The sequence below is a fragment of the Microbispora sp. NPDC046933 genome, assembly GCF_040644635.1.
Taxonomy (GTDB): Bacteria; Actinomycetota; Actinomycetes; order Streptosporangiales; family Streptosporangiaceae; genus Microbispora.
On sequence record NZ_JBEYWW010000019.1, the window covers coordinates 1 to 24,933 of the forward strand.

A 24,933-nucleotide genomic window follows, 5' to 3' on the forward strand; every position below is an offset into this window, starting at 1 on the left:
CCGTCCTCGGTCACCGTGCCGGCGCCGCGGAAGGAGGTGAGGAGGGCCTTCACGTCCTCGAAGGAGGTCGTGACGGTGAAGGTCGCCGTCTTCTTGGTGGTGTGCCCGGCCTTGTCCTTGGCGGTCACGACCAGCTCGTTCTCGCCGAGCGGCAGCTTCCACAGGGGCAGCGCCTCGCCCGACTTGACCTGCAGGTCGCCGATGGACGCCGTCAGGCTCGCCACCCCGGAGGTGGCGTCCGTGGCGGAGAAGACGGGCGTGATCGAGGTCGAGTCGCCGTGGTCGCCGGACTCGACGCCGCTGAGGGTCAGCGCGGGAGCGGTCTTGTCGATCTTCACGGTGACGGTGCCCTGCCCGATGTTGCCGCCGCTGTCGGTCGCCCGGTAGCGGACCTCCGTGGAGCCCTCCGTGCTGAAGGTCACCGCGTTGGTGGCGCTCAGCCAGGTGGCGCCGCCGTTGATCGAGTACTGCCGGCTCGCCACCGTGCCGTTGTCGGTCGCGGTGACCGTCATCGTGACGTTGCCGGTGTACCAGCCGTTCTCACCGTTCGGCTGGGCCGGGTTGAGGGTGGCCGTCACGGTCGGGGGGGTCTTGTCGGCGACGCCGTCGCCCACGAAGGTGAACGCGTCCACGTCCACGCCGCCGGTCGAGGTGACGTACAGCTTGCCGCTGCCCGTGGGGGCGTTCTGCAGCGCGGTGGTCACCGTCTGCCAGCCGGAGCCGGCCGGGATCGCGACCGTCGCGAACGGGGTCGCGGTCGGCGAGTTCCAGCGCAGCGACAGGGTGCCCGCACCGGTCGCCACGGTCTTCACCGAGGTGATGCCGGAGAAGTTCACCGGGTCGTAGCCGATGTAGTCGCCCGCGTCGAACGAGGTGATCTTGTTGAGGCCGGACGCGGTCTCGTCCTGGACCTTGGTGACGCCCTTGCTGTCGTCCCCGTGCTCGGCCTGCATGAGCTTGGGGTTGAGGATCAGCGTCGCGTCGCTGCTCGCGCCGGGAATGCCGTTGGCGCCGTTGTCGCGGTAGCTGACCACGACGACGCCGAAGATGTTCTCGGTCACGCCGTGCTCGGGCGCGTCGGCCGGGGTCGCCCAGGTGACGGTGCAGCCGGTGCCCGTGGTGATCGGGTGGGCGTGCGTGTCGTGGCCGAGGCCGAAGGTCCACTGGACGCGGCTGCAGGTCGGGTTGTTCCCGTCCTCCTGGTCGCTCACCGCGACCTTGAACGGAACCGCGTTGCCCCAGTCGATGAAGCCGCCGTCGCCGGGGGTCTCGATGCTGACCTTGGGCGCGGTGTTGCCGACGGTGATCTCGATCGTGGCGAGGCCGAACCTGCCGCCCGCGTCGGTGACGCGGAGCCGGGCGGTGTACTGCCCGAGCTTGTCGTAGGTGTGGGTCGCCGTCACGCCCTTGGCGTCGAAGGTGCCGTTGCCGTCGAAGTCCCACTCGTAGGTGAGGTCGCCCGCCTCGGAGTCGGAGGACTTGGCGCCGCTGAACTGGACGGTGAGCGGCGCGTTGCTGCCCGACGTCCTGTCAACGGTGATCTTCGCCTGCGGGGCCTTGTTGCCGGGCGAGTAGTCGATGCGGTACAGACCCGCGTCGGGGTTGGCCCGGAAGAAGCCGTCGCCGTACTCGAGCACGTACAGCGCCCCGTCGGGGCCGAACTCGAGGTCCATCGGGTTGTCCGTGATGGGCATCGCCATCTTGGTCAGCTCGGCGTTCGGCAGGAAGTGCTCGATCTTGGTGACCGGGCCGTCGGAGCCGGTCACGGTGAACGCCGCCAGGTAGTCCTGGGAGAACTCGCCGAAGAAGAACTTGTTGTCCCAGTACGCCGGGAACTTCGTCGTCGAGGGGTTGTCCGCGTCGTAGTGGTAGACCGGTCCGCCCATCGGGGCCTGACCGTTCTGCACCGGGTCGAACTCGGTCAGCCCGGACCACTCCGCCGGCTGGTCGCTCGCGCGGTCGCCGTAGTACAGGTCGGCCGGGGTCGCGGGCGGCAGCTTCTCCAGGCCGGTGTTCCACCGAGAGGTGTTGGTGGGCCCGCCGGCGCAGTCGAACCACTCACGGGGCTTGGAGTTCGCGTAGTCCCAGTTGTTGTAGTTGAAGTTGTCGCCGGTGCAGTACGGCCAGCCGGCGTTGATGGGCTTGTTGATCGGGGTGACGTTCCACTCGACGTACCCCATCGGGCCGCGCTGGGGGTCGGCGGCGCCGGCGTCCGGACCGTAGTCGCCCCACGACAGCGTCCCGGTCTTGGAGTCGACGTCCATGCGGAACGGGTTCCGCACGCCGGTGACGAAGATCTCGGGCCGGGTCTTGGCGGTGCCCTTCGGGAACAGGTTGCCGTCGGGAACGGTGTAGGAGCCGTCCTCCGCCACCTTGATCCGGAGGATCTTGCCGCGCAGGTCGTTGGTGTTGCCCGAGCCGCGCCGCGAGTCGAAGCCGGGGTTCATGCCGGGCGCGTCGTTGTTGGGGGCCATGCCGTTGGCGCCGGGGGCGCTGGCCGGGGTGTTGTCGCCGGTGGCCAGGTAGAGGTTGCCCTCGTCGTCCCAGTCGAAGTCACCCGCGACGTGGCAGCACTGCCCGCGGTTGGTCTCGACCTTGATGATGACCTGCTCGGTGGACAGGTCGAGCTTGTCGCCGTTCCACTTGAACCGGGAGAGCTGGTTGTAGCCCTTCCACTGGTTCCAGTAGGACTCGTCCGCGCCCGCGGGCAGGGAGTTGGGCGCCGAGCCTGCCGGAGTCGTCTCCGGGTACGGCGCGGTCATCTTCCTGGGCGCGTAGTAGACGTAGACCCACTTGTTGTGCTCGAAGTCGGGGTCCAGACCGATCGTCTGCAGGCCGTCTTCGGAGTTGTTGTAGACGTCGATCGTGTTGATGATCTTGGTGACGCCGGTGGCGGGGTCGGTCATCCGGATGTCGCCGTTGCGGGCCGTGTGCAGCACCCGGCTGTCCGGCAGGATCGCCATGTCGATCGGCTCGCCGACGTCCTTGGTGAGGGTGACCTTCTCGTAGTTCTCCCAGTGCAGCGCGTCTTCGTGCGCCTGGGCCGGTGCGGCGGTGAGCGCCGCCGTGAACGGGAGCGTCAACGCGGCGGCGAGACCGCCGACCAGTATGCGAGTACGCTTCAAATCTGCTGCGCCTCTTCTTTTCAGGGGGGTGGCAGGGAAAGGCGGGCCGCCGCGTGCCGCTGGAACGGGTCGAACGCGTGGCGGTCCGCCATGGTCGGGTGACTGTCCGAGGTGCTCGGGTGGGCCTCGGCCTCAGCCGCGGAGCTTGGCGATGTTGTTGTAGCTCAGCTCCGCGTACTGCAGCGACTGCGCCGGGTTGGCCGTGCCGCCGGGGGCGTTGTCCTGCTCGTACATCGGGTTGTGGTAGCCCTTGGCGCCCATCTGCGAGAAGAAGCTCTTGTAGTCGATGTCGCCGGTGCCGAACGGAACCATGTCGTAGCCGTTGGAGGTACCGGTGTTGATCTTGCCGTCCTTGGCGTGGAACAGCGGGAACCGCATCGTCTGGGCCTGCACGACGCCGAGCGGGTTGAAGACCTGCGTCTGGGTGGAGCCGTCGGGCGCGGTGTAGGTCTTGTACTTGTACTTGGCCACGTGCGCCCAGAAGATGTCCATCTCCAGCCAGACCTTGTCCGGGTCGGTCTGCTGGAGGAAGTACTCGAGGCGGCGGATGCCGGAGGAGCGGGTGGGCCGGCCCTGAGCGTCGAGCGGGCCGCTGTCGAGCAGGAAGCTGTAGGCCACGTCGTGGTTGTGCGTGTACAGCTTGAGGCCCGCGGCGGTGGCGAGCTCGCCGAGCGTGTTCCACTTGTCGGCGGCCACGTCCCAGTCGGCCTTGTAGGCGCTGCCGGTCGGGTCGCTGCCGGTGCCCACGTGGCCCATGCCGAGGATGTTTGCGATTTCCAGGTGGAGCTTGAAGCGGTCCAGGTCGGCCTGGCTCAGCGGCCAGGAGCCGGGGATGAAGCCGTGGTTGCCCTCGGCCTCGAGGCCGTTGTCGTCCAGCCAGGTGCGCAGCAGGCGGGCGCCCTCGACGCTCTCCAGGCTGGCGCCGCCCTCGGCGTTGCGGTGCTGGCCGTAGCCGGCGAACTCCACCTGCTTGTAACCGATCCGGCTGAGCTCCTGGAGCACGGCGCGGAAGCCGGACGGGAGGGTGCTCGACAGCGGGTCGCGGGAGATGGCGTCGCGGACCGTGTACAGGATGATGCCCCGCTTGCCGGGCGGCACGAGCACGCCGTTGCCGCCCGCGGTCGCCGCCCGAGCGGCCGACTTCAGCGGTCCGGCCGCGGCCACGGCGGCGACCGCCGCCATGCCGGTCGTGGCCGCGAGGAACTGGCGGCGGTTGAGCCCCAGCCTGCGTCCGAGGTTGCCGGCCGTCTCCATCTCTTCTTCGTACGCACTCATCGTCTTGCTAACTCCATCTGCGTGAAGAACCTTGATCCCCCGATGACGCGGCCGTGCCGCTGGTGACTCCTCAGGAGTGGACGGGGCGGTCAGGGGTGACGGCCGCCTCCGTGGCGGAGAACCACCGGATGTCCTGCCATGGGCACCGCCGTTCGCCTCACTCCGACCCCTCATGACTGTGCGGAGCACTTGGCGAGCAAGTTACGCCACTTTTACCTAACGGGGAAGAAGTTTTTCCATGATCTTTTGAACTTTCAACTTCGAGAGGACAAAGTCGGAGGGCCCGGGAGGGTTCGGCGTGGGGCGGCGACTGTGCCCGCCCTCGCTCTCCGGCAGGGGAGCCGGCGGCGGGAGTCCGGCGCACTGATCCCGCGCGGGTAGGTGAACTTTCTGTATCGCGCGAGAAACTTTTCCTTGTCAGCGACGAAAGATCCCTCTTACTATCCGAATGTTCCGGGGTCATCCTTCATACCCGAGTTGACGGGAGAGTTACAGTGCCCATCGGTGTCTGGCTGGTCGGCGCCCGGGGGTCCGTCGCGACCACGGCGGTGGTCGGGGCGGCAGCGGTTCGCGCGGGAGCGGCCCCGCCCACCGGCTGCGTCATCGAGGCCGCGGGCTTCCCCGGGGACTTCGCCCCCCTGGGCGACCTGGTGTTCGGCGGTCACGACGTGGTCGCGACCCCGCTGCGCAAGAGGGCCGAGCTGCTCGCCCAGGCGGGCGTGCTCCCTCCCGTCCTGACGACCCTGCTCGCCGCGGACCTCGACGCCGCCGAGGCCGAGATCCGGCACGGCTACGTCCCCGGTGAGGAGAGCCAGGCGGAGGCCGCGCGGCGGCTGGCCCGTGACATCGCGGACTTCCGGGAGCGGCACGGCCTGTCCCGCGTCGTCGTGGTGGACGTGTCGTCGACCGAGCCTCCCGCCGAGGTGCCGTACGCCACGCTCGCCGGCCTGGAGGAGGCGCTGGCGTCCGGGCAGGATCCGCTGCCCGCGAGCTCCCTGTACGCCTACGCGGCCTTCACGGCCGGCTGCGGCTACGTGGCCTTCACGCCGTCCTCCGGCCCCACGCCGCCCGCCCTGGACGAGCTGGCGCGGCGCGACGGCCTGCCGTACGCGGGACGCGACGGCAAGACCGGGGAGACGCTGGTCAAGAGCGCGCTCGCGCCGATGTTCGCCGGCCGCGCGCTGCGGGTCCGCTCGTGGTCGGGGCTCAACCTCCTCGGCGGCGGCGACGGCGCCACGCTGGCCGACCCCGCGGCCCGGGCGAGCAAGTCGGCGAGCAAGGCGCGGGCCGTCCCCGCGATCGTGGGCGAGGACGTCGAGGGCCTGACGCACATCGACTACGTCGCCGACCTCGGCGAGTGGAAGACCGCCTGGGACCACATCACGTTCGAGGGGTTCCTCGGCGTCCGGATGACCATGCAGTTCACCTGGCAGGGCTGCGACTCGACGCTGGCCGCCCCGCTCGTCCTCGACCTCGTACGGCTCGTCGCGCGGGCCCACGAGGCCGGGCACAGCGGCGTGCTTCCCGAGCTCGGCTACTTCTTCAAGGACCCGCTGGGCGGCGCCGGGCACGACCTGCCCACCCAGTACGCCCGGCTGGTGGCGTTCGCGCGGACTCTGACGGGCGAACGGCCGTGAGGGCCTGGCTGGAGCTGGTCCGCGCGCCCGCCGCGCTGTCGGTTCCCGGGGACACGCTCGCCGGCGCGGCGGCGGCCGGACGGTCGGCCCGGCCCGGCCTCGCCGCCGCGTCGGTGCTGCTCTACTGGGCCGGAATGGCGCTCAACGACTGGTCCGACCGGAAGATCGACGCGAAGGAGCGCCCGGAACGGCCCATCCCCTCCGGCCGGATCAGCCCGGAAGGCGCCCTCGGCCTCGCCGCCGCGCTGACCGGCGCCGGGGTGGCCACCGCCGCGGTCTTCGGCGGACGGCGCGGGCTCGCGCTCGCGGGCCTGCTCGCCGGCGCCGCCTGGGCCTACGACCTGCGGCTCAAGCACACCGTGGCGGGGCCGGCCGCGATGGCGGCCTGCCGCGCGCTCGACGTCCTGCTCGGTGCGGGACCGGGGACGCGGGCGGCGGCCCCCATGGCACTGGCCGTCGGCGCCCACACCTACGGGATCACCTTGCTCGGCCGCGCGGAGGTGGACGGTGCCACGCCCGCGACCGTCACCCAGGCGCTGGCCGCGACCGGCGCGTCCGCGGCGCTGGCCGCCTTCGCCTGCCGGAGCGGCGAGACCACCGGGAGGCTGGGCGCCGCCGCGATGATCGCCGGCTACCTCGCCACCGCCGGAAGGGCCCAGGCGGCGCTGCGCACCGACCCCGACCCCGAGCAGGTGCGGCAGGCGGTGCGGATGAGCATCCTCGGCCTGATCCCGCTGCAGGCCGCCGCGGTGGCCGGGCGGGGCAGGCTCGCCCAGGCGGCGGCGCTGCTGGCCGCGCTGCCGGCCGGCCGCTGGCTGTCGGCGAAGGTGGCCACGTCGTGAGCGTGCCTATGAACTGGGCCTACTGCACCAACGGCTTCCGCGACCATCCGCTCGACCAGACGCTGGAGGTGCTCGCCGACCTGGGCTACACCGGCGCGGCGGTCAGCCTCGACCACGGGCACCTCATGCCCGGCGCCTCCCCGGCGGAGGTCGGGCGGATCGCGGCGTTAGCGGGGCGGCTCGGCCTGGCCCTCGCCGTGGAGACGGGCGGCCGTTTCACGCTCGACCCCCGGCGCAAGCACTTCCCGACCCTGCTGCACGACGAGGCCGAGGCGCGGGTGCGCTTCCTGTGCCGGGCCATGCGGATCGCGGCCGACCTCGGCGCCCCCGTGGTGCACCTGTGGAGCGGCATCCGGCCGCCCGAGGTGCCCGAGGACGAGGCGTGGGACCGGCTCGTACGGCAGTGCGAGCGCCTGCTCACCGAAGCCGACGAGGTGGGCGTCACGCTCGGGTTCGAGCCCGAGCCGGGCATGCTCGTGGCGGACCTCGCCGGATACGAACGGCTGCGCGGCCTGCTCGGCGGGCACCCGAGGTTCGGCCTCACCCTCGACGTCGGGCACTGCCGCTGCCTGGAGCCGTACGACGTGCCCGAGTGCGTCGAGCGGGCGCTGCCGCACCTGGTGCACGTGCAGATCGAGGACATGCGGCGGGGCGTCCACGAGCATCTCGAGTTCGGCGAGGGCGAGATCGACTTCCCGCCCGTGCTCGCCGCCCTCGACGGCTTCGGCGGCCTGGTCGCCGTCGAGCTGGCCAGGCACAGCCACGCGGCGCCCGAGGTGGCGAGAAGGTCGATCGAATTCCTGAGGAGGGCACATGACCTGGCTGGCGCGGGCCGTAGCCGACGTTGAGCGCGACCCGGAGACCGTCCACGCGCTGTTCCCGCGGGCCGCGCGGGAGGGTGGCCCCGGCGCCCGCGCCGAGCTGCTGAGGGCGCTGGCGAAGGCGGTGCCGGACCCGGCGGCGGCCGTCATGAAGCTCTACTGGCAGGGCGACGCGGGGGAGCGGCTGGAGATCCTGGAGTCGCTTCCGCAGCTCGACCTCGGTCCGGCCGCTCTCCCGCTCGTCCACGACGCCCTGCGGACCAACGACACCCGGCTGGTCGCCGCCGCGCTCGGCCCGTACGGCTCGGCCTGGCTGGACGACCACGCCTTCCGGCAGGGCGTGCTCAAGTGCGTCTTCATGTCCGTCCCGCTCGCGTCGGTCGAGGGCCTCGGCCGGCGCTTCGACGAGGAGCTGCGCCGCATGCTCGCCGACTTCGCCGCCGAGCGCCGCGCGGCCGGGCGTCCCGTTCCCCCCGACGTTCTCGAGAGGCTCTGATTCCGATGAGGATCTTCGACCCCCACGTCCACATGACGTCCCGCACGACGGACGACTACGAGCGCATGTACGCCGCCGGGGTCCGCGCCGTCGTGGAGCCCGCCTTCTGGCTCGGTCAGCCGCGCACGAACGTCGGCAGCTTCCTCGACTACTTCGACGCGCTGCTGGGCTGGGAGCCCTACCGCGCCGCGCAGTACGGCATCCGCCACCACTGCACGCTCGCGCTCAACCCGAAGGAGGCCAACGACCCGCGCTGCGCGGGCGTGCTGGACGAGCTGCCCCGCTACCTGCTGAAGGACTCGGTGGTCGCGGTCGGCGAGGTGGGCTACGACTCGATGACGCCGGAGGAGGACCGCGTCTTCGAGGCCCAGCTCGCCCTCGCGGAGGAGCACGGCCTGCCGGTGCTGGTGCACACGCCGCACCGCGACAAGGCGGCGGGCACCCGGCGCACGCTCGACGTGGTCAAGGGCATGGACCCCGGCACGGTGCTGGTCGACCACCTCAACGAGCTGACCGTCGGCATGGTCCACGAGGCCGGGTGCTGGATGGGCTTCTCGATCTACCCCGACACCAAGATGGACCCGCAGCGGATGGTGGCGATCCTCAAGGAGTACGGCACCGAGCGGATGATCGTGAACTCCGCCGCCGACTGGGGGCGCAGCGACGTGCTCAAGACCCGCGAGGTCGGCGAGGCCATGCTGGCCGCCGGGTTCACCGACGAGGACGTGGACCGGGTGCTGTGGCAGAACCCGGTGGCGTTCTATGGGCAGAGCGGGCGCCTGTCGCTGGACGACGTCGAGTCGGGCGGCGACTACGAGGGCAACACGATCCTGCGCGGGACGCGCTGACCATGCGCCTGCTCCATCCCTCCGGTTCCGTCGTCCACCTGGCCTACTGCACCAACGTCCACCCCGCCGAGGACCTCGCCGGGATCCACGGACAGCTCTCCGGGGTCGCCGCCCGGGTGCGGGCGCTGACCGGCGCGCCGGTGCTCGGCCTCGGGCTGTGGTTGTCGTCCGGCGCGGCGCGGGCGCTGCGGGCCGACCCCGCCGAGCTGGCGCGGCTGCGCGCCCGGCTGGACGAGCTGGGCCTGGAGGTCGTCACCCTCAACGGCTTCCCCTACCAGGGCTTCCACGACCAGGTCGTGAAGCTCCGCGTGTACCGGCCCGACTGGGCGGAGCCGCAGCGGCTCGCCTACACCCTCGACCTGGCCGAGATCCTCACCGCGCTGCTGCCGGACGACGTGACCGAGGGCTCGATCTCGACGCTGCCCCTCGCCTGGCGCACCGGATGGACGCCGGACAAGGCCGGCGCCGTCGCCGCCAACCTGGACGCGCTCACCCGTGGCCTGCGGGCGCTGGCGGAGCGCACCGGCAAGACGATCCGCGTCGGCTTCGAGCCCGAGCCGGGCTGCATCGTGGAGACCACCCCGCAGGCTGTCGAGCTGCTGGACGGCACCGACCCCGCGTACCTCGGCGTCTGCCTGGACGCCTGCCACCTGGCCGTCGGCCTCGAGGAGGCCGCCGACGCGGCCGGCCTGGGGCTGCCGATCGTCAAGCTCCAGGTCTCGTCCGCCGTGGAGGCGCCGCCGGGCGGCCAGCGGGCGCTGGCGGCGTACGAGGAGGAGCGGTATCTCCACCAGACGCGCTGCGCGGCCGGGTACGCCGACGACCTGCCTGAGGCGCTGGCCGGCGGGCTCCCGGCCGACCTGCCATGGCGCACGCACTTCCACATGCCGCTGCACGCCGCGCCCCCGCCGCCGCTCACCACGACCACTCCGTACCTGGAGGACCTGCTGGAACGCCTCATGGCTGCCCCGGGCGCGCCGCTCACCGCGCCCCTCACTCGGCACCTCGAGGTGGAGACCTACACCTGGAGCGTGCTGCCCGGCCCGGTGGACGTCGCCGAGGGCATCGCGGCCGAGCTGGACTGGACCCGGCGGCGGCTCGCCGCCCTCGGACTTAAGGAGATCTGATGGCGCCCGTCGTCGTCGTGAACGTCGTCGGCCTGACCCCGCGCCTGCTGGCGCACATGCCGAACGTGGCCAAGGTCGGCGCCGCCGCGTCCCTGACGCCCGTGCTGCCCGCCGTGACCTGCTCGGTGCAGGCGACGCTGCTGACCGGCACGATGCCGCGTGACCACGGCATCGTCGGCAACGGCTGGTACTTCCGGGATCTCGGCGAGATCTTCCTGTGGCGGCAGCACAACCGGCTGATCCAGGGCGAGCAGCTGTGGGACGCGGTGCCGGGGATCCGCACGGCCAACGTCTGCTGGTGGTACGCCATGGGCGGCTCCAGCGACTTCATCGTCACCCCGCGCCCGATCTACTACGCCGACGGGCGCAAGGAGCCCGACTGCTACACCAGGCCGCCGTCGCTGCACGACGACCTGGTGGCCGAGCTGGGCGAGTTCCCGCTGTTCACCTACTGGGGGCCGACGGCGAGCATCGCCTCGTCCAAGTGGATCATCGCGGCCGCCCGCAGGATCCTCGCGAAGGAGCGGCCCGACCTGCTCATGGTCTACATCCCGCACCTCGACTACGACCTGCAGCGCTTCGGGCCCGACGCGCCGCAGGCCGTCGCGGCGGCCCGGGAGGTCGACGCCGCGCTCGCGCCGCTGCTACGGGAGGACGCCACCGTGGTCGTGCTGTCCGAGTACGGCATCACCAACGCGTCCCGCCCGGTCGACGTCAACCGCGCGCTGCGCCGGGCCGGGCTGCTGGAGGTCTACACCCAGGACGGCATGGAGTATCTCGACCCCTGGGCCTCGCGGGCCTTCGCGGTCGCCGATCACCAGGTCGCCCACGTCTACGTCCGCGACTCCGCCGACCTGCCCCGCGTACGGGACATCGTGGCCGAACTGCCGGGCGTGGACGAGGTCCTGAACCAGGAGGGCAAGGCGAAGTACGGCCTCGACCACGAGCGGGCCGGTGACCTCGTCGCCGTGGCGGAGCCGGACGCCTGGTTCACCTACTACTACTGGCTGTCGGACGACCGGGCGCCCGACTTCGCGAAGCTCGTGGAGATCCACCGCAAGCCCGGATACGACCCGGCGGAGCTGTTCATGGATCCGAACGACCCGCTGGTGAAGCTGCGCGCGGGCGCGGCTCTGGCCCGCAAGAAGCTGGGCATGCGCTACATGATGTCGGTCGTGCCGCTCGACCCGGCGCCGGTGCGCGGCAGCCACGGCCGCCTGCCCGACGCCGCGGCGGACGGGCCGGTGCTGCTCGGCCCCTTCGACCGGGACGCCTACGCCGCGACCGAGGTCAAGGGCCTGCTCACGCAGTTGCTGAAGGGCTGACCTGTGAAGACGGCCGCCGTCCCCCTCGGGGGACGGCGGCCGTCCGGCGTTCTGAGGGGCCGCGGGGCCGGGTGCTCACTCGACGGAGAAGACGTGGTCGCTGATCAGGCGGGTCGCCCCGATGATCCCGGCCGTGTCGCCGAGCTCGGACAAGACGATGGGCAGGTTGCCGGTCGCCAGCGGCAGCGAGCGCTGGTAGACGACGCTGCGGATCTCCGCGAGCAGCGCGTGGCCCAGACCGGCCACCCCGCCTCCGATGATCACCAGGCCGGGGTTGAAGAAGCTCACGAGCGACGCCAGCACGATGCCCACGTGCCGGCCGCCCTCGCGGATCATCCGCACGGCCGCGGCGTCGCCCGAGGCCGCCGCCGCGGCGACGTCCTCCGCGGTCAGCGCGCCCTCCTGCGCGAGCCGTTCCGCGAGGAAGGGGGAGTCGCCCGACTCCGCGGCGGCCAGGGCGTCGCGGGCCAGCGCCGCGCCGCCGAAGTACGCCTCCAGGCAGCCGGTGTTGCCGCACGTGCACAGCGGACCGTCGTCGGAGACCCGGATGTGGCCGATGTCGCCGGCGCTGCCGGTCACCCCGCGGTAGATCTCGCCGTCGACCACGATGCCACAGCCGACGCCGGTGCCGATCTTCACGAGCAGGAAGTCTCCGACGGCCCTGGCGAGGCCCGCGTGCAGCTCGCCGAGTGCCATGATGTTCACGTCGTTGTCCACGAGCACCGGGCAGCCGAACTCGCGGCTGAGCGTCTCCCGTACGGGGAAGCGGTCCCAGCCCGGCATGATCGGGGGGGAGACCGGCGTCCTGTCGAGGAAGCTCACCGGGCCGGGCACTCCGATCCCGACGCCGTGGATCTCCGTCGTCTCGCCGGTCCGCAGCTTGCCGACGAGTTCGAGGGCCTGCTCCAGCACCGCCTCGGGGCCGTCCCGCACGTCCGCCGGCTTCGACAGGTGGCCGAGCACCTCCAGCTCGCCGTTGGTCACCCCCACGTCGATCGACGTGGCGCCGATGTCGATGCCGACGAAACGCAGGTGTGAGGCGATCCGTACGATGCCCGATCTGCGGCCGCCCCGCGAGGCCGCGAGGCCGCCGGATTCGAGGAGGTTCAGCTTGGTGAGCCGGTCGAGCTCGAGTGCGAGCTTCGACGGTGACAGACGGGCCACCTCGCCGAGTTCGGCGCGTGAACGCGCGCCGTCCTGACGCAGGAGGCGCAGGAGCCGCGCCTGGTGCGGGTTCTCGGGGCGAGCCGTCATTCGCTTCACGCCGCTCTTCGGGTCGGGGAATCGGGTGAGTGCCAGAAGTGACTCTACTTCTGCTCTGACTACATCAACTTTATTACAACGAACCCTTACTTTTTGCCCTAGAGGTGAAAAGTTTCTAAGAATCTTGCCTTCTGGGTAGCTTTGCCGGGCGGTGTACCGATGCGTAACTATCCGTGCTCTTTCGGTGCCGCGAGGTTCCCGCATCGCGGTGGACACGCCCGCGCCGGTGCGGGACTCGCGCGTACGGGCCGATAGCTTTGCCCCATGGACGGGATTGCGGGTCGTCATGTGGTCGTCGTCGGCGGGGGCATCGCGGGCCTGGCCGCGGCGCTGCACCTGAACCGGGCCGACGCCGGCCTGCGGATCACAGTGCTTGAGGCGTCGCCGAGAGTCGGCGGCAAGCTGTACGCCTCGCAGGTGGCGGGGGTCGAGGTCGACGCGGGCGCCGAGTCGATGCTGGCGCGGCGGCCCGAGGGCAAGGAACTGGCCCGGCTGGCCGGTCTCGGCGACGACCTGGTGGACCCCGGCACGACCCGGGCCGCCGTCCTGTCGCGCGGGTCGCTGCGCCCGCTGCCCCGGCAGCAGGTGATGGGCGTTCCCTCGGACGTGGTCGCCCTCGCACGCTCGGGCATCCTGTCGCCGGGCGGGCTCGCCCGGGTTCCCCTCGACCAGTTCCTGCCGCCCACGCTCGTGACCGGCGACGTCTCCGTGGCGGCGTACATCCGGGCCCGGATGGGGAGCGAGGTCGTCGAGCGGCTGGTCGAGCCGCTGCTCGGCGGCGTGTACGCGGGCCGGGCCGACATGCTGTCGCTGGACGCGACCATGCCGCGGATCGCCGCCGCCGCCCGCACCGAGCGGTCGCTGCTGCAGGCGGCCAGGAGCATGGCGGCGGAGGCCCCCGCGGACGGCGGGCCGGTCTTCGCCACCCTCAGGAACGGCCTGGGCGCGCTGCCCGCCGCGGTGGCCAAGGAGTCGGGCGCGCAGATCCGCACCGGGGTCACCGTGCGCGACCTGATCAGGACGCCGGACGGCTGGCGGCTGGTCACCGGTCCCACCAGGGACGAGGAGGTGATCGACGCCGACGCCGTCGTCCTGGCGGTCCCCGCGCGGCCCGCCTCCCGGCTGCTCGGGCGGGAGGTGCCGAAGGCGGCGGCCGAACTGTCCGGCATCGAGTACGCCAGCATGGCGATCGTCACCCTCGCCTATCCCAGGACGGCCTTCCCCGAGCCGCCGGAGGGCAGCGGCTACCTCGTGCCGCCGGTCGAGGGCAGGCCGGTCAAGGCCGCGACGTTCAGCAGCGTCAAATGGCCCCACCTGGCCGAGGCCGACCGCAACGTGATGATCGTGCGCTGCTCGCTCGGCCGCCTGGGCGAGGAGCTCGTGCTCCAGCGCGACGACGCCGAGCTGACGGCCCTGGCGATGAACGAGATGGCCGAGATCATGGGCGTGCGGGGCCTGCCGCTGGACACCCGGGTGACCCGCTGGGGCGGCGCGCTCCCGCAGTACGAGGTGGGCCACCTCGACCGGATCGCCCGCGTGCGCGCCGCGATCGCCGGGCAGCCGGGCCTCGCCGTCTGCGGCGCGGCGTACGACGGCCTCGGCATCCCGGCCTGTGTCGCGACCGCCCGCACCGCCGCCAAGCTCGTCCTGGAGCACCTGCGGGACGCCCACGGAGCACCGGCCTCCGAAGCCTGACGGGCGGTGGACGCCGGCCGCCGGTGCGCCTGATCGGCGGCACCCGGCGGCCGGACCACCACCCCGTGACGGCAGAATGGAGGCATGACGGAGCCTGCCCCGCGGCCCAAGGCGCGCGATCTCAACCTGGTCATCCGATACACGATGTGGTCGGTCTTCCGGCTGCGCGACCAGCTTCCCGCCGCCCGTGAGGGCGTGGCCGACGAGGTCGAGGAACTGCTCGCGCAGGCGGCGGGCAAGGACGTGACGACCCGAGGCTGCTACGACGTGGCCGGGTTCCGCGCCGACGCCGACTTCATGTTCTGGTGGCACGCCCCCTCACCCGAGGACCTGCAGGAGACCTACACCCGGTTCCGCCGCACCGCCCTCGGCCGCGCGAGCGAGCCGGTCTGGTCGGCCATGGCCCTGCACCGCCCGGCCGAGTTCAACAAGTCCCATATTCCGGCCTTCCTCGCCGAAGAGGAGCCCAGGGGCTTCGTCTGCGTCTACCCCTTCGTACGGTCCCTGGAGTGGTACCTGCTGGAGGACTCCGAGCGGCGCAGGATGCTCGCCGAGCACGGCAAGATGGCCCGCGACTACCCCGACGTGCGGTCGAACACGGTCGCCTGCTTCGCGCTCAACGACTACGAGTGGATGCTGGCCTTCGAGGCCGACGAGCTGCACCGCATCGTCGACCTGATGCGCCACCTGCGCGGAGCCGAGGCGCGGCGGCACACCAGGATCGAGATCCCCTTCTACACCGGCACCCGCAAGCCGGTCAGCGAGCTCGTCGCCGCGCTGCCCTAGCGATCGACCACCCCAGGACGGCCCAGGTCAGGGCCTCGACCAGGGGGCCGGCCGCGCCGAGCGCCATCGTCAGCGGCAGCGTCGCGGGAAGGGCGACGGCGACGGCGCGGGGAACCAGCGCGGAGCGGAAGGCCGCGATCGCCAGCGGGACCAGGCCGGCCAGCCACAGCACGATCCCCGGCGCGTACAGCGCGCCGAGCGGGTCGGGCGGGTTCGTGGCGAGGACGAAGGTGGCGGTCACCGGGATCGCGACGACCGCGTGGCCGAGGCCGTACAGCAGGGTTCCGGCGTCGCCGACCCGTCCCCAGCCCCGCGCCCGGCCGTGGACGCGGCGCAGGGTCAGGACGGCCGCGACCGCCGCCGTCAGATAGAGGGCGTACGCGCCCTCGCAGACGTAGTCGCCCACAGAGGCGAACGGCACCGTCTGCCTGTGCAGGATCTGTGTCACGCCGAGCGTCAGCGCCGCCGCCGCGGCGACGGCCGGAGCGGCGGCGACGAGATTCCGGCGGCCCGGGGCGCCGGTGCCGGCCGGGTCGTCCGTGCCCCCGGCCCGATCGTCGGGGGTGGTGTGGCCGGCGGGAGCGCCGGGCGACGCGGTGGCGTCCATGAGTTTCTCCTCCGGAGGGTGCTGTCGTTGCCCGTCCAGATTCGGGCCGCGACGATCCCGGCCGGAGGAGCCGATGTTCCCGCCGGCCCGGGAACGCCTCCCGGGCCCCGGGACGCCCGGACGCGCTCAGCCCGTGGCGAGTCCCGCCGCGCGGGCGGCGGCGACCGCCTCGGCGCGGTCGCGCACGCCGAGTTTGACCAGGACGCCGGAGACGGTGTTGGCCACGGTCTTCGGGCTGACGCCCAGGCGCGCCGCGATCGCCTGGTTGCCGAGGCCCGATGCGACGAGTTCGAGGATCTCGTACTCCCGGTCGGTGAGCGCGGGGAACGGCCGGGGGGAGACGCGGGGCGGCGCGTGCAGCAGCTTGATCACGGCCTCGGCCGCGCCGGTCCCGAAGACGGCCTGCCCCCGGGCCGCCGCGCGCACCGCGGCGACCACGTCGTCCTGGGCGGCGTTCTTGAGCAGGTAGCCCCTGGCCCCCGCGCGGACGGCCGCCAGCAGCGACAGGTCGTCGTCCGACATCGTGAGCATGACCACGCTCGGCGGCCGGGGCCCCGCCGACAGCCGCCGGGTCGCCTCGATGCCGTCCATGGTCGGCATCGCGATGTCCATCAGCACCACGTCGGGGGAGTGCTCGCGGACGGCAGTGAGCGCCCGCAGGCCGTCCTCGGCCACCGCGACGACCTCGATGCCCTCCACCGTCGACATCAGCGCCCCGAGCCCGTCGCGGACCACCGGGTGATCGTCGACGACGAGCAGCCTGATCACAGGGGAATCCATGCCGTCACCACCGTTCCGCCGCCGCGGGCGGCGTCGATCGTCAGCTTTCCGTCCAGTTCCTCCACCCGCTCCCGCATCGAGGTCAGCCCGACTCCCGGGACGGCCTCCGGCCCGAGCCCGCGCCCGTCGTCGCGCACGCTCAGCTCGAACCCGTCCGCGGCCCGGCCCAGCCGTACGGCGCAGTGGCGGGGCCCGCCGTGGCGCACGGCGTTGGTCAGCGCCTCGCGGGCCACCAGGTAGGCCGTGACCTCCACGGCGGCAGGCAGGCCGCTCACATCCGCGGCCGTGATCTCGATCTCCACCCCGCCGTCGCCCAGCGTCGCGGCGGTGTGCTCGACGGCGCCGGCCAGGCCGAGCTGGGCCAGCTCGGGCGGCCGCAGTCCCCGCACCAGGCGGCGTACGCCCGCCCCCGCGTCGGCCACCTGGGTCCTGATCTGGGTCAGCAGGCCGCGCGCCCGCTCCGGGTCGGCCTTCAGCGCGTTGCCCGCGGCGTCCACCGTGAAGCCGATGCCCGCGAGGAAGGCGCCCAGCCCGTCGTGCAGGTCCCTGCTGATCCGCCGCCGCTCCTCCTCCCTGGCCGTGATCAGCAGCGTCCGCGAGCGCTGCAGCGCCGCGGCGCGGTGGGCGGCGGCGAGCGCGGCCCCCGCGTGCGACGCGAGCGGGGCCAGCACCCGTGCGTCGCCTCCCGACGATCCGAGAGCGCCGAGGACCTCGTCCTGGAAGCGCAGCGGCACCGACACGCCGAGCGGGGCGGGCGTTCCCCGCTCGACGACCTTCAGCGGCTCGCCGGGCGTGCCCAGCTCGGCCCGCACGTAGGGGGCTCGGGTCGCCTCGGCGACGGCGTCGGCGACGGCGGCGAGGATCTCCCCGGGCTCCGAGGTCGCGGCCAGGCGGGCGCCCAGCCGGGCGTGGACGGCCTCGGGGTCGGCCCCGCCGCCGTACAGGATGCGGCCGGAGGCCCGGCGCAGCCAGCGGTGCAGCGGCTCGACCGCCACCGCCACGGCCGCCGCGGCGGCGACGTGCGCCCCGGTGAGCCCGGTCACCGTGAAATACAGCAGGGCCAGCGCCCCGGTCAGCAGTCCCAGGGTCAGCACGCGGCGCAGCCACGGCCCGGTCCCGTACAGGTCGTGGCGGAGCATCGCCACGCCGACGCAGGCCGGCAGGGCCAGGATGAACGGCACGCCGGCGCCGGGCAGCCGGGTGACGGCCGGCAGGAAGACCCCCGCCACGAACGCGGCGGCGCCGAGGCAGATCCACAGCAGCTGGGTGCGCTGCTCGCCCTGCGCCCTGGCCGTACGGACGACGAGCCCGGCCGCGCAGGCGAGCGAGGTCGCGGCCAGGATCACGACGACCACCGGCAGCGCGTCCCGCACCGGCGCCAGGGCCTCGACCGCGAACGGCCGGTCCGCACCCTCCGGCACCAGTGCGGCGACGACCGTGAACGCCGCAGTGGCGGCCACTCCTGTCGCCGCCACCGGCCGCCAGGCCCGCCCGGGCAGGCGGCCGTCAGGCACGAGCAGCAGCACGACGCCGCCCACGGTCAGCAGCGCGGGGGCCCAGGTCCACGTGCCCGCCCAGGCGGCCCACCGGGCACCCGGAAGGCCGGGCCGGAGGGAGTAGGAGTCGGCGAAGTAGGCGACGGCGCCGAGCACGGTCAGGAGGCAGCAGGGACCGACGGCGCCGCCCCTGCGATGGGCCACCAGATAAGCGCCGAGCGGGGTGAAACCGAGCGCGACCGCCGCGTCCACCGGGTCGGCGCCGCCCAGCGCTCCGCCGGCCGCGACCAGGACGCAGGCCAGCCCGAACACGAGCCAGGACATGACGGCCGGCACGCACCCTCCCTGTGAACGGCGGAGGACAGGAGCCGTTCAGAAGGGACATTCTGGCGGATCTTGCGCGAAGCGTCGGAAACGGTCTTGGCGGCTCGAAGTCTTTGCCATACTGTGACGAAGGATCGACGTCTATGTGAGGCAGAGTGGCAAGCGGGCTGGCACGTTCCAGGGGGCGCCGCCGCAAGAGGCGGGCCCGTTCGCACGTCGTCGAGGTGTCCCTGGGGGTGGCCGCCTTCGCCGTCGGAGCCGTCGCGATCGCCTGGCCGCTGTCGCGTTCCGACGCGGCTCCCGGGCGCGTGGTCGCCGCGCCCACGCCGCAGGCCTCCCCGGCCGGCGAGCTGACCGTCGCCAGCGTCGACACCGGCAAGAAGGCGGCCGACAAGCGGGACAAGAAGGCCGCCGAGAAGAAGGCGTCGGGACCGTCGAAGTACACCGACACCAAGGCGGAGGCCTATTTCCGCAGCAGGTGGAAGGACAAGACCGCCAAGCGGGTCAAGGACATCCGCACTGAGGGCGGCTACCTGCGCATCTACACGAACCTCCCCGAGAACGCCGACAACTCCAAGGCCGCGATCACCCTGTGCAAGCGCGGCCTGGAGTATCTGGCCGAGCGGGGGGAGGCCAACCCCGTGGTGTTCGTCCAGTCCAGGTTCGGCGAGAACGGCAACCCCGTCCTCGCCAACGTCCTGGGCCCGGACGACGACGACTGCCGGGTCACCTACCCGAAGCCGAAGTAGGCGTCACCCGGCCGGCCGCAGGGTCAGGCAGACGGAGTTGATGCAGTACCGGTCGTCGGTCGGCGTGGGGTAGCCCTCGCCGTGGAACACGTGCCCGAGGTGCGAGTCGCAGCGGGCGCAGCGGACCTCCACCCGGCGCATCCCGAGCGAGTCGTCCTCGTGCAGGGTCACGGCGTCCGACTCGGACGGCTCGTAGAACGACGGCCAGCCGCAGTGCGACTCGAACTTGGTCTCCGACCGGAACAGCTCCGCCCCGCAGGCGCGGCAGGAGTAGACGCCGACGGCCTTGGTGTCGACGTACTCGCCGCTGAACGGGCGCTCGGTCCCCGCCTGCCGGAGGACCCGATACTCCTCGGGGGAAAGCTGCGCACGCCACTCGGCGTCGCTCTTGACGACCTTCTCCATAGCTCACCACCCTGCCTTCGGCGGCCCCTCGCGGGGATTACGAACTGAGGAACTCCACGCGGGCCCGGGATCTTCCCCGCACGTGTTCGCGGTGCGAAGCATCCTTTCCCGGGTCTTCCGGCGTCTTCACAGACGAGGGGGTTGATCGCCGTCACCCGCGCGGGGGCGGTCACCCGCACCGCCGTCAGGGCGGCGAAGCACCCGACCCGTGCTGGACGCCGCCGGACGGTGAGAGGAGGCCGCCCGCGGGCGGCCGTCGTGGTCCGTCCCGTCGCGTGCGGCGCAGTCCGAACGCGAGCGCGCCGTACGCGACCACGAGCCTGCGCCGGAAGGGCGCGGCCGTGGGAGCGCCCGGTCCGGCCGCCGTCGGCAGCCCGGGACGGACCCCCTCCTCCACGGGTAGGGTCACGTGCATGGCTTCGCCGTACATCGAGATAGAGGTGGGTGGCCGCACGGTCAAGGTCACCAATCCGGACAAGGTCTACTTCCCGGAGATCGGCGCCACCAAGCGCGACCTGGTGGAGTACTACGTGAGCGTGGGGGACGGCGTGCTGCGCGCCCTGCGGGAGCGGCCGACCTACCTCAAGCGGCACCCCGATGGCGTCGGCACCGAGGCGATCTACCAGAAGCGGATGCCCCGGCATCCCGACTGGATCGAGACCGTCACCGTGCGCTTCCCCAGCGGGCGCACGGCCGACGCGTTCTGCCCGACGGAGGTGGCGGCCATCGCGTGGTGCGCCAACCTCGGCACGATCGACTTCCACCCCTGGCACGCGCGCCGCGCCGACCTCGACCACCCCGACGAACTGCGCATCGACATCGACCCACAGCCCGGCACCTCGTTCGAGCAGGCCCGTACGGTGGCCTTCACGGCGAAGGAGATCCTCGACGAGCTGGGCATGACGGGCTTCCCCAAGACCTCGGGCAGTCGCGGCATCCACGTGAACGTGCGCATCGAGCCCCGCTGGACCTTCACGGAGGTGCGGTACGCCGCGATCGCCTTCGCCCGGGAGGTCGAGCGGCGCTCGGACCTCGCGACGAGCGCCTGGTGGAAGGAAGAACGGGGGGAGAAGGTCTTCATCGACTACAACCAGAACGCCCGCGACCGCACGGTGGTCGCCGCCTACTCGGTCCGGGCGCGGCCCGACGCCCGGGTCTCCGCCCCCGTGACCTGGGAGGAGCTGGCCGGCTGCGACCCGCGCGACTTCGACATCACGACGATGCCGGAGCGGTTCGCCGAGTTGGGCGACGTGCAGCGGGCGATCGACGACCGGGCCTACGACATCGGCACGCTGCTGGATTGGTACGACGCCGACGACCGGGGCGACATGCCGTACCCGCCGAACTACCCGAAGATGCCCGGCGAGCCGAGGCGCGTCCAGCCCAGCAAGGCAAGGCCGTCCAGCGGGGAGAATCCTGCCGGATGAACGTGGTGACCCGGACGCTCGGCGGCCCGCTCTCCCCCGGGCGAGAGCCGGAGGGCGGGCCGTTCCCAGGGGTCCGGGTCAGTAGGCGCGCTTCCAGTGCCAGCGGCCGTCGCTGCTGTAGTTGCTGCTGTAGTAGCTGCACTTGTACCGCTTCTTCGTGACCTTGGCGTACCCGTACTTCCCGTGGGCCGCGGCCGGGCAGTAGGCGCCCGGGGTGATGCAGTTCCAGTGGTTGCCAACCCGTGTGTAGCAGTTCGCCGCAGCCGAGGCGGAGGCGGATGAGGCGGAGGCGTGGGCCGGCACGGCCAGCGCGGCGGGGGTGACGAGAGCGGACGCGACAAGCGCGCCCGCGGCCAGGAGACGACGGAGCACGTGCTCTCCTTGAAGGCTGGGGGATGTTGGCTCATAGGAGACGACCCGGCATTCCCGGCGGTTTACCACGGGCCGGCCCTGTAGTCCCGGGAAGGTGCCGGCTCCGGTCGTCACGCCCGACCGGCGGATCCGCGGCGACCTCAGCGGGGAGTGCGCTCCTGCCCGGACGGCGTCTGCTGCTGCCGGTACGCCTGGTCGCAGTTCTCCCAGTGCCTGAAATCCCGGTGCTGGCTCCACAGGCGCCGGGCGGCCTGGATGTTCCATTCGGGGTCGAACGCCTTGAGGGGGGTGCCGCCCAGCTCCGTCAGGCGGCCGTCGGAGATCTGGAAGACCCCCCAGTTGCGTGTGCCGTTGACGTTGGGCAGAGAGTAGAAGGGATCGAGAAAGGACATGCACCTGGCGATGCCGATGGCGCGGTGCGGCTCCTCGGGGAAGACCTGCCTGATCCGGTTCTCCACCTGCTCGGGGGACCAGCTGCGCATCTCCACACCGGCCGTGTAGAGCGCCTCCGCGGTGGTGCGGTCCACCAGGCCGTTCGGCGGCAGCCCGGCCAGCACCTGAAACGCCACCACGTTCCGGAGGGTCGCAGGGCCGAAGTCGGCGTCCGCCTCCAGGCGTCCGCCGGCCTTGATGAGGAGCCTCTGTAACTCGCGGACGCACTCGTCGTGCTCGCCCATGGCCATCGCCGGTGGGCAGGCCCGGGACAGGAGGAGGCGGCCGTCGTCCGGGGACTTCTCGACCACCCCCGGCTGTGGCCGGGCCCGGACGTACGTCACCAGTGCCGTCGTCGCCACGGCGATCGCGACGAAGCAACTCGTCAGCACGGCGATGCGGCGGCGCCGGGAGGGGTGGCCCCTCGGCTCCGTCTCCGGTTCGTCCGCGGGCACCGGCCCGTCCGCCGCTTCGAGAGGGCGCGAACCGGGCCGGGATGCGGATTCCTCCGCCCGGATCTGTTCATCCGCGCTCTCCGGATTTCGTGCGCCGAGGGGTGTCCCCCCGGCTCTGGACCGGGTCTGGGCCGCCTCCGCGCGGATCCACTGCCGATGCAGTTCGAGTAGTTCTTCGGCGGTGGCTCCGCATGCCTTCGCCATGCGCTCGGCAGTGCCGAAGTCCGGTGGGAGGCCTCTTCCCGTGCAGTAACGGTGCAGCGCGGAGCTGCTGATTCCGGTGCGCCGGGCAAGAGCCTCGTAACTGCGCCCTGCCTTGTCCTTCATTCGCTGCAGGTAACCGGCGAACTCCGCTAGATCATGCTCAATCATCACGCGCTCCGGGGAGGGCCGACAAAGCGTGGAACCATCCCACCACGGCGTCCCGCGCATTTGCCAGAGCCGCAGGCCGGAACGCGTTTTCCCATCCCGTCGTCCCAACTTGCGGGTCCTCCCTTGACCCCGCAGGGACGGCGCGCAGAAAACTGGGTGGCAACGGAGAATCGTTCGGCGGGAAGGGGCCGGCCGGGGAGTTCGGGGGAACCGCGACCTACACGGCCGCCCGTCGTGGAAAAGGACAGTGCTGTCCGGTCCGGCAGAAGACCTGAATTCGTTCCTCTTTACACGGCGAGCCGGGCTTCGGTGGGCGGCCAAACCGACCGATAAAGATTTTCCGGCCTGGTCGAAACGGCCGGGCTTTTCCCCCTCCAGCGACCGGCGCATCTGCGGGAGCGCGGTCCGGAAACCAGGAAAGGAATTGTCATGCGAAAAAGCTTCAGAATGACCGCCCTGATCGGCGCGGTGCTGGGAGCGCTTGTCGTGCTGCCGGCCACGACGGGATCGGCGTACGCCTCGGACGACCCCACCCCCTCAGCCGGCTCCGGTTCCTCGTCCGCTCAGGCCGCCCCGCTCACCGTCCAGGACATCCTGCGGCTGAACCCCGCCGCCAAGCCCGCCGGCGCGGGCAGGGTCGAGATCGCGGACGGCGTCTTCCTCCTGCTGCCGACGGCCGGAGGGGCGGAGGCCGCCATCGCGGCCGGCACGTGCGCCTACTACAACCTGTGCGTGTGGGAGAACTCGAACATGAGCGGCTACGGGCTCGCCTGGGAGGCGTGCTCGCAGTACGACCTGGGCGGTGCGCGCTATCCCGACGGCGCATGGGTCGGGACCGGCGCGTCGGGGCCGAAGTGGAACGACCGCATCTCCTCCATGATCAACAACCAGACCTCCGGCACGCGAGCGAACTTCTACAACTGGGAAGGCAGATGGGTGCAGGCGTTCTGGACGTACGCCTTTGACAGGAGGGCGAACCTCGCCATCGACAAGCGCATGGACAACGGCGGCAAGATCAACGACGTCATCGACATGGTCGACCCCTGCTGACACGGCCATGTGACGATCCGGCGCCGCCGGTGGTCCTACCCGGGGCAGGACCACCGGCGGCCCGATCGTGGCCGGGTGATCGCGGACATCGCGTTTTTGTACGCCTGTCTCTGCTCTTGATCGGCTCTTGCATTCCCGCCCGGTGTCCCTGGAGACGGCTGCGGGGATGGTCCTGGTGAGCGCTCGCCGACGGGGGAGCGGGCGCTCATCCCCGGGCAAGACCGCGCACGGACGAACCTGGAACACCTGAAGAGCCTCGCCCTCGCACCGCTGCCGAGGGCGAGGCCGCCTTGCACAAGACCGAGCGGGGGGAGACATCCGGATGTGCCTGAGCTGCGGCTGCGGCGAGCCTGACGACGACCACGGGAATCCCGACCACATCACCTGGACGGACCTGCAGAAGGCCTCCAGGGCTGCGGACATCAGCCCGGCGCAGGCCGCCGACAACATCAGGTCCGGCATGGCGTCCCTCGGCACGCCACCTTCCTGACGCCGGGCCCCGACCCCGCGTCCGGCGCAGACGCGGGGATGGCCCGGGGTGTGATCGGCGACGTGCGATCGGCGACGGGGAGCGGGCACGCGCCCCGGGCACGACCGCGCAAGGAACGAAACCCGGAGAACACCGGCCGGCCCTCGCCTCCGCAGGAGGGCGGGCCGTTTTCCCCTGACTGGAACAGGTGGAAGCCGCCGCTAGACCGATATGTATGGAGAGTGACCAAGTGACAACACCGGTCAAGAGGATCACGATGTCCAAGCCGTTCTGCGCCCTCGCCGGCGTCGGCCCGTACGCCCTCGCCAAGGCCGGCGAGGTGTACGAGGACATGGCCGTCCGCGGCCGCAGGATCGTGAGCAGGATGAGCCGGGAGGCCGCGCAGGAGTTCGAGGAGACCGCCCACGAGCTGGAGGACCTCTCCAGGTCCGCGCGCCAGGCGCAGGAGAGGCAGGAAAGGGAGCGGGAGAGGGAGACCGTCGGCCAGACGACCGGCCGGGCCCGCGCCACGACGTCCAGGGCCTGACACGCGGGCCGCGTCCGCCGGGCCGCGAGCGCGGCACGCGCCTCCGGCGACGCGCCGGCCGCCCGGGAACCGGCCGATCCGCACGTGGCTCCGCCCTCCGGAGAGGGCGGGGCCACACGCGCATCCGGTCGCCCGCCCGACCCGCGCGAGCTGGGCCGTGCCGCGCCGGCGACACATCCGGCGCCATCCACGCCGGCGATCGAGCTTC

24 protein-coding genes and 1 pseudogene are annotated in these 24,933 nt (G+C 72.1%); 14 read left to right on the forward strand and 11 right to left on the reverse strand.

Features of this window, described 5'->3' with window-relative positions; genetic code table 11:
• The coding region (locus tag ABZ857_RS24395) for a PQQ-dependent sugar dehydrogenase (protein WP_357046499.1) at positions 1 to 3,125 on the reverse strand (3,125 nt) is incomplete at its 3' end.
• 132 nt (positions 3,126 to 3,257) lie between these two features.
• On the reverse strand, positions 3,258 to 4,400 hold the full coding sequence (locus tag ABZ857_RS24400) for a sugar phosphate isomerase/epimerase family protein (RefSeq protein WP_357046500.1): 1,143 nt from the start codon (positions 4,398 to 4,400) through the stop codon (positions 3,258 to 3,260).
• A 494-nt stretch (positions 4,401 to 4,894) separates the two neighbouring features.
• On the opposite strand from ABZ857_RS24400, the gene ABZ857_RS24405 reads away from it, so the two are divergent.
• Genes ABZ857_RS24405 through ABZ857_RS24435 form a run of 7 tightly spaced genes read left to right on the forward strand, consistent with a single transcriptional unit; the run spans position 4,895 to position 11,496 of the window.
• Positions 4,895 to 6,037 carry an inositol-3-phosphate synthase gene (locus ABZ857_RS24405; RefSeq protein ID WP_357046502.1) on the forward strand — a complete coding sequence of 381 codons (1,143 nt, stop codon included), beginning with the start codon at positions 4,895 to 4,897 and terminating at the stop codon, positions 6,035 to 6,037.
• Positions 6,034 to 6,879, forward strand: coding sequence for an SCO3242 family prenyltransferase (locus ABZ857_RS24410; protein WP_357046504.1), 846 nt, complete (start codon positions 6,034 to 6,036; stop codon positions 6,877 to 6,879). Before ABZ857_RS24405 ends, ABZ857_RS24410 begins: the two co-directional genes overlap by 4 nt.
• A complete protein-coding gene (locus tag ABZ857_RS24415) occupies positions 6,876 to 7,727 on the forward strand; it encodes a sugar phosphate isomerase/epimerase family protein (RefSeq protein WP_357046506.1) in 852 nt (283 codons plus the stop codon). Before ABZ857_RS24410 ends, ABZ857_RS24415 begins: the two co-directional genes overlap by 4 nt.
• Positions 7,693 to 8,196, forward strand: a complete 504-nt coding sequence (locus ABZ857_RS24420) for an EboA domain-containing protein (RefSeq protein WP_357046508.1) — start codon at positions 7,693 to 7,695, stop codon at positions 8,194 to 8,196. Before ABZ857_RS24415 ends, ABZ857_RS24420 begins: the two co-directional genes overlap by 35 nt.
• Before the next feature lie 5 nt (positions 8,197 to 8,201).
• Complete coding sequence (locus tag ABZ857_RS24425) at positions 8,202 to 9,044, forward strand: TatD family hydrolase (RefSeq protein WP_357046510.1); 843 nt, start codon at positions 8,202 to 8,204, stop codon at positions 9,042 to 9,044.
• A gap of 2 nt (positions 9,045 to 9,046) precedes the next feature.
• The gene (eboE, locus tag ABZ857_RS24430; RefSeq protein WP_357046512.1) at positions 9,047 to 10,171 is read left to right on the forward strand and encodes a metabolite traffic protein EboE; all 1,125 of its coding nucleotides are present in this window, start codon (positions 9,047 to 9,049) and stop codon (positions 10,169 to 10,171) included.
• Positions 10,171 to 11,496 (forward strand): nucleotide pyrophosphatase/phosphodiesterase family protein, encoded by a 1,326-nt coding sequence (locus ABZ857_RS24435; RefSeq protein ID WP_357046514.1) that lies wholly within the window; start codon positions 10,171 to 10,173, stop codon positions 11,494 to 11,496. Before eboE ends, ABZ857_RS24435 begins: the two co-directional genes overlap by 1 nt.
• A gap of 75 nt (positions 11,497 to 11,571) precedes the next feature.
• Here ABZ857_RS24435 and ABZ857_RS24440 read toward each other — a convergent pair whose 3' ends face one another.
• Positions 11,572 to 12,750, reverse strand: coding sequence for an ROK family protein (locus ABZ857_RS24440; RefSeq protein WP_357046797.1), 1,179 nt, complete (start codon positions 12,748 to 12,750; stop codon positions 11,572 to 11,574).
• Positions 12,751 to 13,023: 273 nt separating this feature from the next.
• On the opposite strand from ABZ857_RS24440, the gene hemG reads away from it, so the two are divergent.
• Complete coding sequence (hemG, locus tag ABZ857_RS24445) at positions 13,024 to 14,454, forward strand: protoporphyrinogen oxidase (RefSeq protein ID WP_357046516.1); 1,431 nt, start codon at positions 13,024 to 13,026, stop codon at positions 14,452 to 14,454.
• 84 nt (positions 14,455 to 14,538) lie between these two features.
• Positions 14,539 to 15,240: a hydrogen peroxide-dependent heme synthase gene (hemQ, locus tag ABZ857_RS24450; protein WP_357046518.1), complete on the forward strand. Its 702-nt coding sequence runs from the start codon at positions 14,539 to 14,541 to the stop codon at positions 15,238 to 15,240.
• Here hemQ and ABZ857_RS24455 read toward each other — a convergent pair.
• The 3 genes from ABZ857_RS24455 to ABZ857_RS24465 all read right to left on the reverse strand — a co-directional run bounded on the left by ABZ857_RS24455 (position 15,212) and on the right by ABZ857_RS24465 (position 18,459).
• Positions 15,212 to 15,847: a hypothetical protein gene (locus tag ABZ857_RS24455; protein WP_357046520.1), complete on the reverse strand. Its 636-nt coding sequence runs from the start codon at positions 15,845 to 15,847 to the stop codon at positions 15,212 to 15,214. The genes hemQ and ABZ857_RS24455 overlap by 29 nt on opposite strands.
• A gap of 126 nt (positions 15,848 to 15,973) precedes the next feature.
• Positions 15,974 to 16,627 (reverse strand): response regulator transcription factor, encoded by a 654-nt coding sequence (locus ABZ857_RS24460; protein WP_357046522.1) that lies wholly within the window; start codon positions 16,625 to 16,627, stop codon positions 15,974 to 15,976.
• Positions 16,612 to 18,459: a sensor histidine kinase gene (locus ABZ857_RS24465; protein ID WP_357046524.1), complete on the reverse strand. Its 1,848-nt coding sequence runs from the start codon at positions 18,457 to 18,459 to the stop codon at positions 16,612 to 16,614. The genes ABZ857_RS24460 and ABZ857_RS24465 overlap by 16 nt, the downstream gene beginning before the upstream one ends.
• Before the next feature lie 143 nt (positions 18,460 to 18,602).
• On the opposite strand from ABZ857_RS24465, the gene ABZ857_RS24470 reads away from it, so the two are divergent.
• The gene (locus ABZ857_RS24470; RefSeq protein WP_357046526.1) at positions 18,603 to 19,196 is read left to right on the forward strand and encodes a hypothetical protein; all 594 of its coding nucleotides are present in this window, start codon (positions 18,603 to 18,605) and stop codon (positions 19,194 to 19,196) included.
• 3 nt (positions 19,197 to 19,199) lie between these two features.
• Here the strand turns inward: ABZ857_RS24470 and msrB are convergent, their stop codons facing one another.
• Complete coding sequence (gene msrB, locus ABZ857_RS24475; RefSeq protein WP_357046528.1) at positions 19,200 to 19,601, reverse strand: peptide-methionine (R)-S-oxide reductase MsrB; 402 nt, start codon at positions 19,599 to 19,601, stop codon at positions 19,200 to 19,202.
• A gap of 184 nt (positions 19,602 to 19,785) precedes the next feature.
• Positions 19,786 to 20,016 (reverse strand): hypothetical protein, encoded by a 231-nt coding sequence (locus tag ABZ857_RS24480; RefSeq protein ID WP_357046530.1) that lies wholly within the window; start codon positions 20,014 to 20,016, stop codon positions 19,786 to 19,788.
• On the opposite strand from ABZ857_RS24480, the gene ligD reads away from it, so the two are divergent.
• Entirely contained in the window at positions 20,015 to 21,028 is a 1,014-nt protein-coding gene (ligD, locus tag ABZ857_RS24485) for a non-homologous end-joining DNA ligase (protein ID WP_357046532.1), read from the forward strand. The genes ABZ857_RS24480 and ligD overlap by 2 nt on opposite strands.
• Positions 21,029 to 21,106: 78 nt before the next feature.
• Here the strand turns inward: ligD and ABZ857_RS24490 are convergent, their stop codons facing one another.
• From ABZ857_RS24490 to ABZ857_RS24500, 3 genes and pseudogenes are all read right to left on the reverse strand, one after another.
• Positions 21,107 to 21,400: a hypothetical protein gene (locus ABZ857_RS24490; RefSeq protein WP_357046534.1), complete on the reverse strand. Its 294-nt coding sequence runs from the start codon at positions 21,398 to 21,400 to the stop codon at positions 21,107 to 21,109.
• Positions 21,401 to 21,540: 140 nt separating this feature from the next.
• Positions 21,541 to 22,287, reverse strand: coding sequence for a peptidoglycan-binding protein (locus ABZ857_RS24495; protein ID WP_357046799.1), 747 nt, complete (start codon positions 22,285 to 22,287; stop codon positions 21,541 to 21,543).
• Between the two features lie 171 nt (positions 22,288 to 22,458).
• Positions 22,459 to 23,049 (reverse strand): annotated as a pseudogene (locus tag ABZ857_RS24500) (helix-turn-helix transcriptional regulator); the annotation flags it as partial.
• 39 nt (positions 23,050 to 23,088) lie between these two features.
• On the opposite strand from ABZ857_RS24500, the gene ABZ857_RS24505 reads away from it, so the two are divergent.
• From ABZ857_RS24505 to ABZ857_RS24515, 3 genes are all read left to right on the forward strand, one after another.
• Entirely contained in the window at positions 23,089 to 23,709 is a 621-nt protein-coding gene (locus tag ABZ857_RS24505; RefSeq protein ID WP_357046536.1) for a peptidase inhibitor family I36 protein, read from the forward strand.
• Positions 23,710 to 24,031: 322 nt separating this feature from the next.
• A complete protein-coding gene (locus ABZ857_RS24510) occupies positions 24,032 to 24,199 on the forward strand; it encodes a hypothetical protein (RefSeq protein WP_357046538.1) in 168 nt (55 codons plus the stop codon).
• A gap of 229 nt (positions 24,200 to 24,428) precedes the next feature.
• Positions 24,429 to 24,725 (forward strand): hypothetical protein, encoded by a 297-nt coding sequence (locus ABZ857_RS24515; protein WP_357046540.1) that lies wholly within the window; start codon positions 24,429 to 24,431, stop codon positions 24,723 to 24,725.
• The last annotated feature ends 208 nt before the right edge of the window (positions 24,726 to 24,933 follow it).

Excerpts from the sequence above, each read along its gene's own strand:
- ABZ857_RS24505 (WP_357046536.1), top strand. The coding sequence starts at position 23,089 with ATGCGAAAAAGCTTCAGAATGACCGCCCTGATCGGCGCGGTGCTGGGA.
- msrB (WP_357046528.1), bottom strand. The coding sequence starts at position 19,601 with ATGGAGAAGGTCGTCAAGAGCGACGCCGAGTGGCGTGCGCAGCTTTCC.
- ABZ857_RS24435 (WP_357046514.1), top strand. The coding sequence starts at position 10,171 with ATGGCGCCCGTCGTCGTCGTGAACGTCGTCGGCCTGACCCCGCGCCTG.
- ABZ857_RS24425 (WP_357046510.1), top strand. The coding sequence starts at position 8,202 with ATGAGGATCTTCGACCCCCACGTCCACATGACGTCCCGCACGACGGAC.
- ABZ857_RS24510 (WP_357046538.1), top strand. The coding sequence starts at position 24,032 with ATGTGCCTGAGCTGCGGCTGCGGCGAGCCTGACGACGACCACGGGAAT.
- ABZ857_RS24480 (WP_357046530.1), bottom strand. The coding sequence starts at position 20,016 with ATGCACGTGACCCTACCCGTGGAGGAGGGGGTCCGTCCCGGGCTGCCG.
- ABZ857_RS24455 (WP_357046520.1), bottom strand. The coding sequence starts at position 15,847 with ATGGACGCCACCGCGTCGCCCGGCGCTCCCGCCGGCCACACCACCCCC.
- ABZ857_RS24460 (WP_357046522.1), bottom strand. The coding sequence starts at position 16,627 with ATGGATTCCCCTGTGATCAGGCTGCTCGTCGTCGACGATCACCCGGTG.
- ABZ857_RS24420 (WP_357046508.1), top strand. The coding sequence starts at position 7,693 with ATGACCTGGCTGGCGCGGGCCGTAGCCGACGTTGAGCGCGACCCGGAG.
- ligD (WP_357046532.1), top strand. The coding sequence starts at position 20,015 with ATGGCTTCGCCGTACATCGAGATAGAGGTGGGTGGCCGCACGGTCAAG.
- ABZ857_RS24400 (WP_357046500.1), bottom strand. The coding sequence starts at position 4,400 with ATGAGTGCGTACGAAGAAGAGATGGAGACGGCCGGCAACCTCGGACGC.
- hemQ (WP_357046518.1), top strand. The coding sequence starts at position 14,539 with ATGACGGAGCCTGCCCCGCGGCCCAAGGCGCGCGATCTCAACCTGGTC.
- ABZ857_RS24440 (WP_357046797.1), bottom strand. The coding sequence starts at position 12,750 with ATGACGGCTCGCCCCGAGAACCCGCACCAGGCGCGGCTCCTGCGCCTC.
- hemG (WP_357046516.1), top strand. The coding sequence starts at position 13,024 with ATGGACGGGATTGCGGGTCGTCATGTGGTCGTCGTCGGCGGGGGCATC.
- eboE (WP_357046512.1), top strand. The coding sequence starts at position 9,047 with ATGCGCCTGCTCCATCCCTCCGGTTCCGTCGTCCACCTGGCCTACTGC.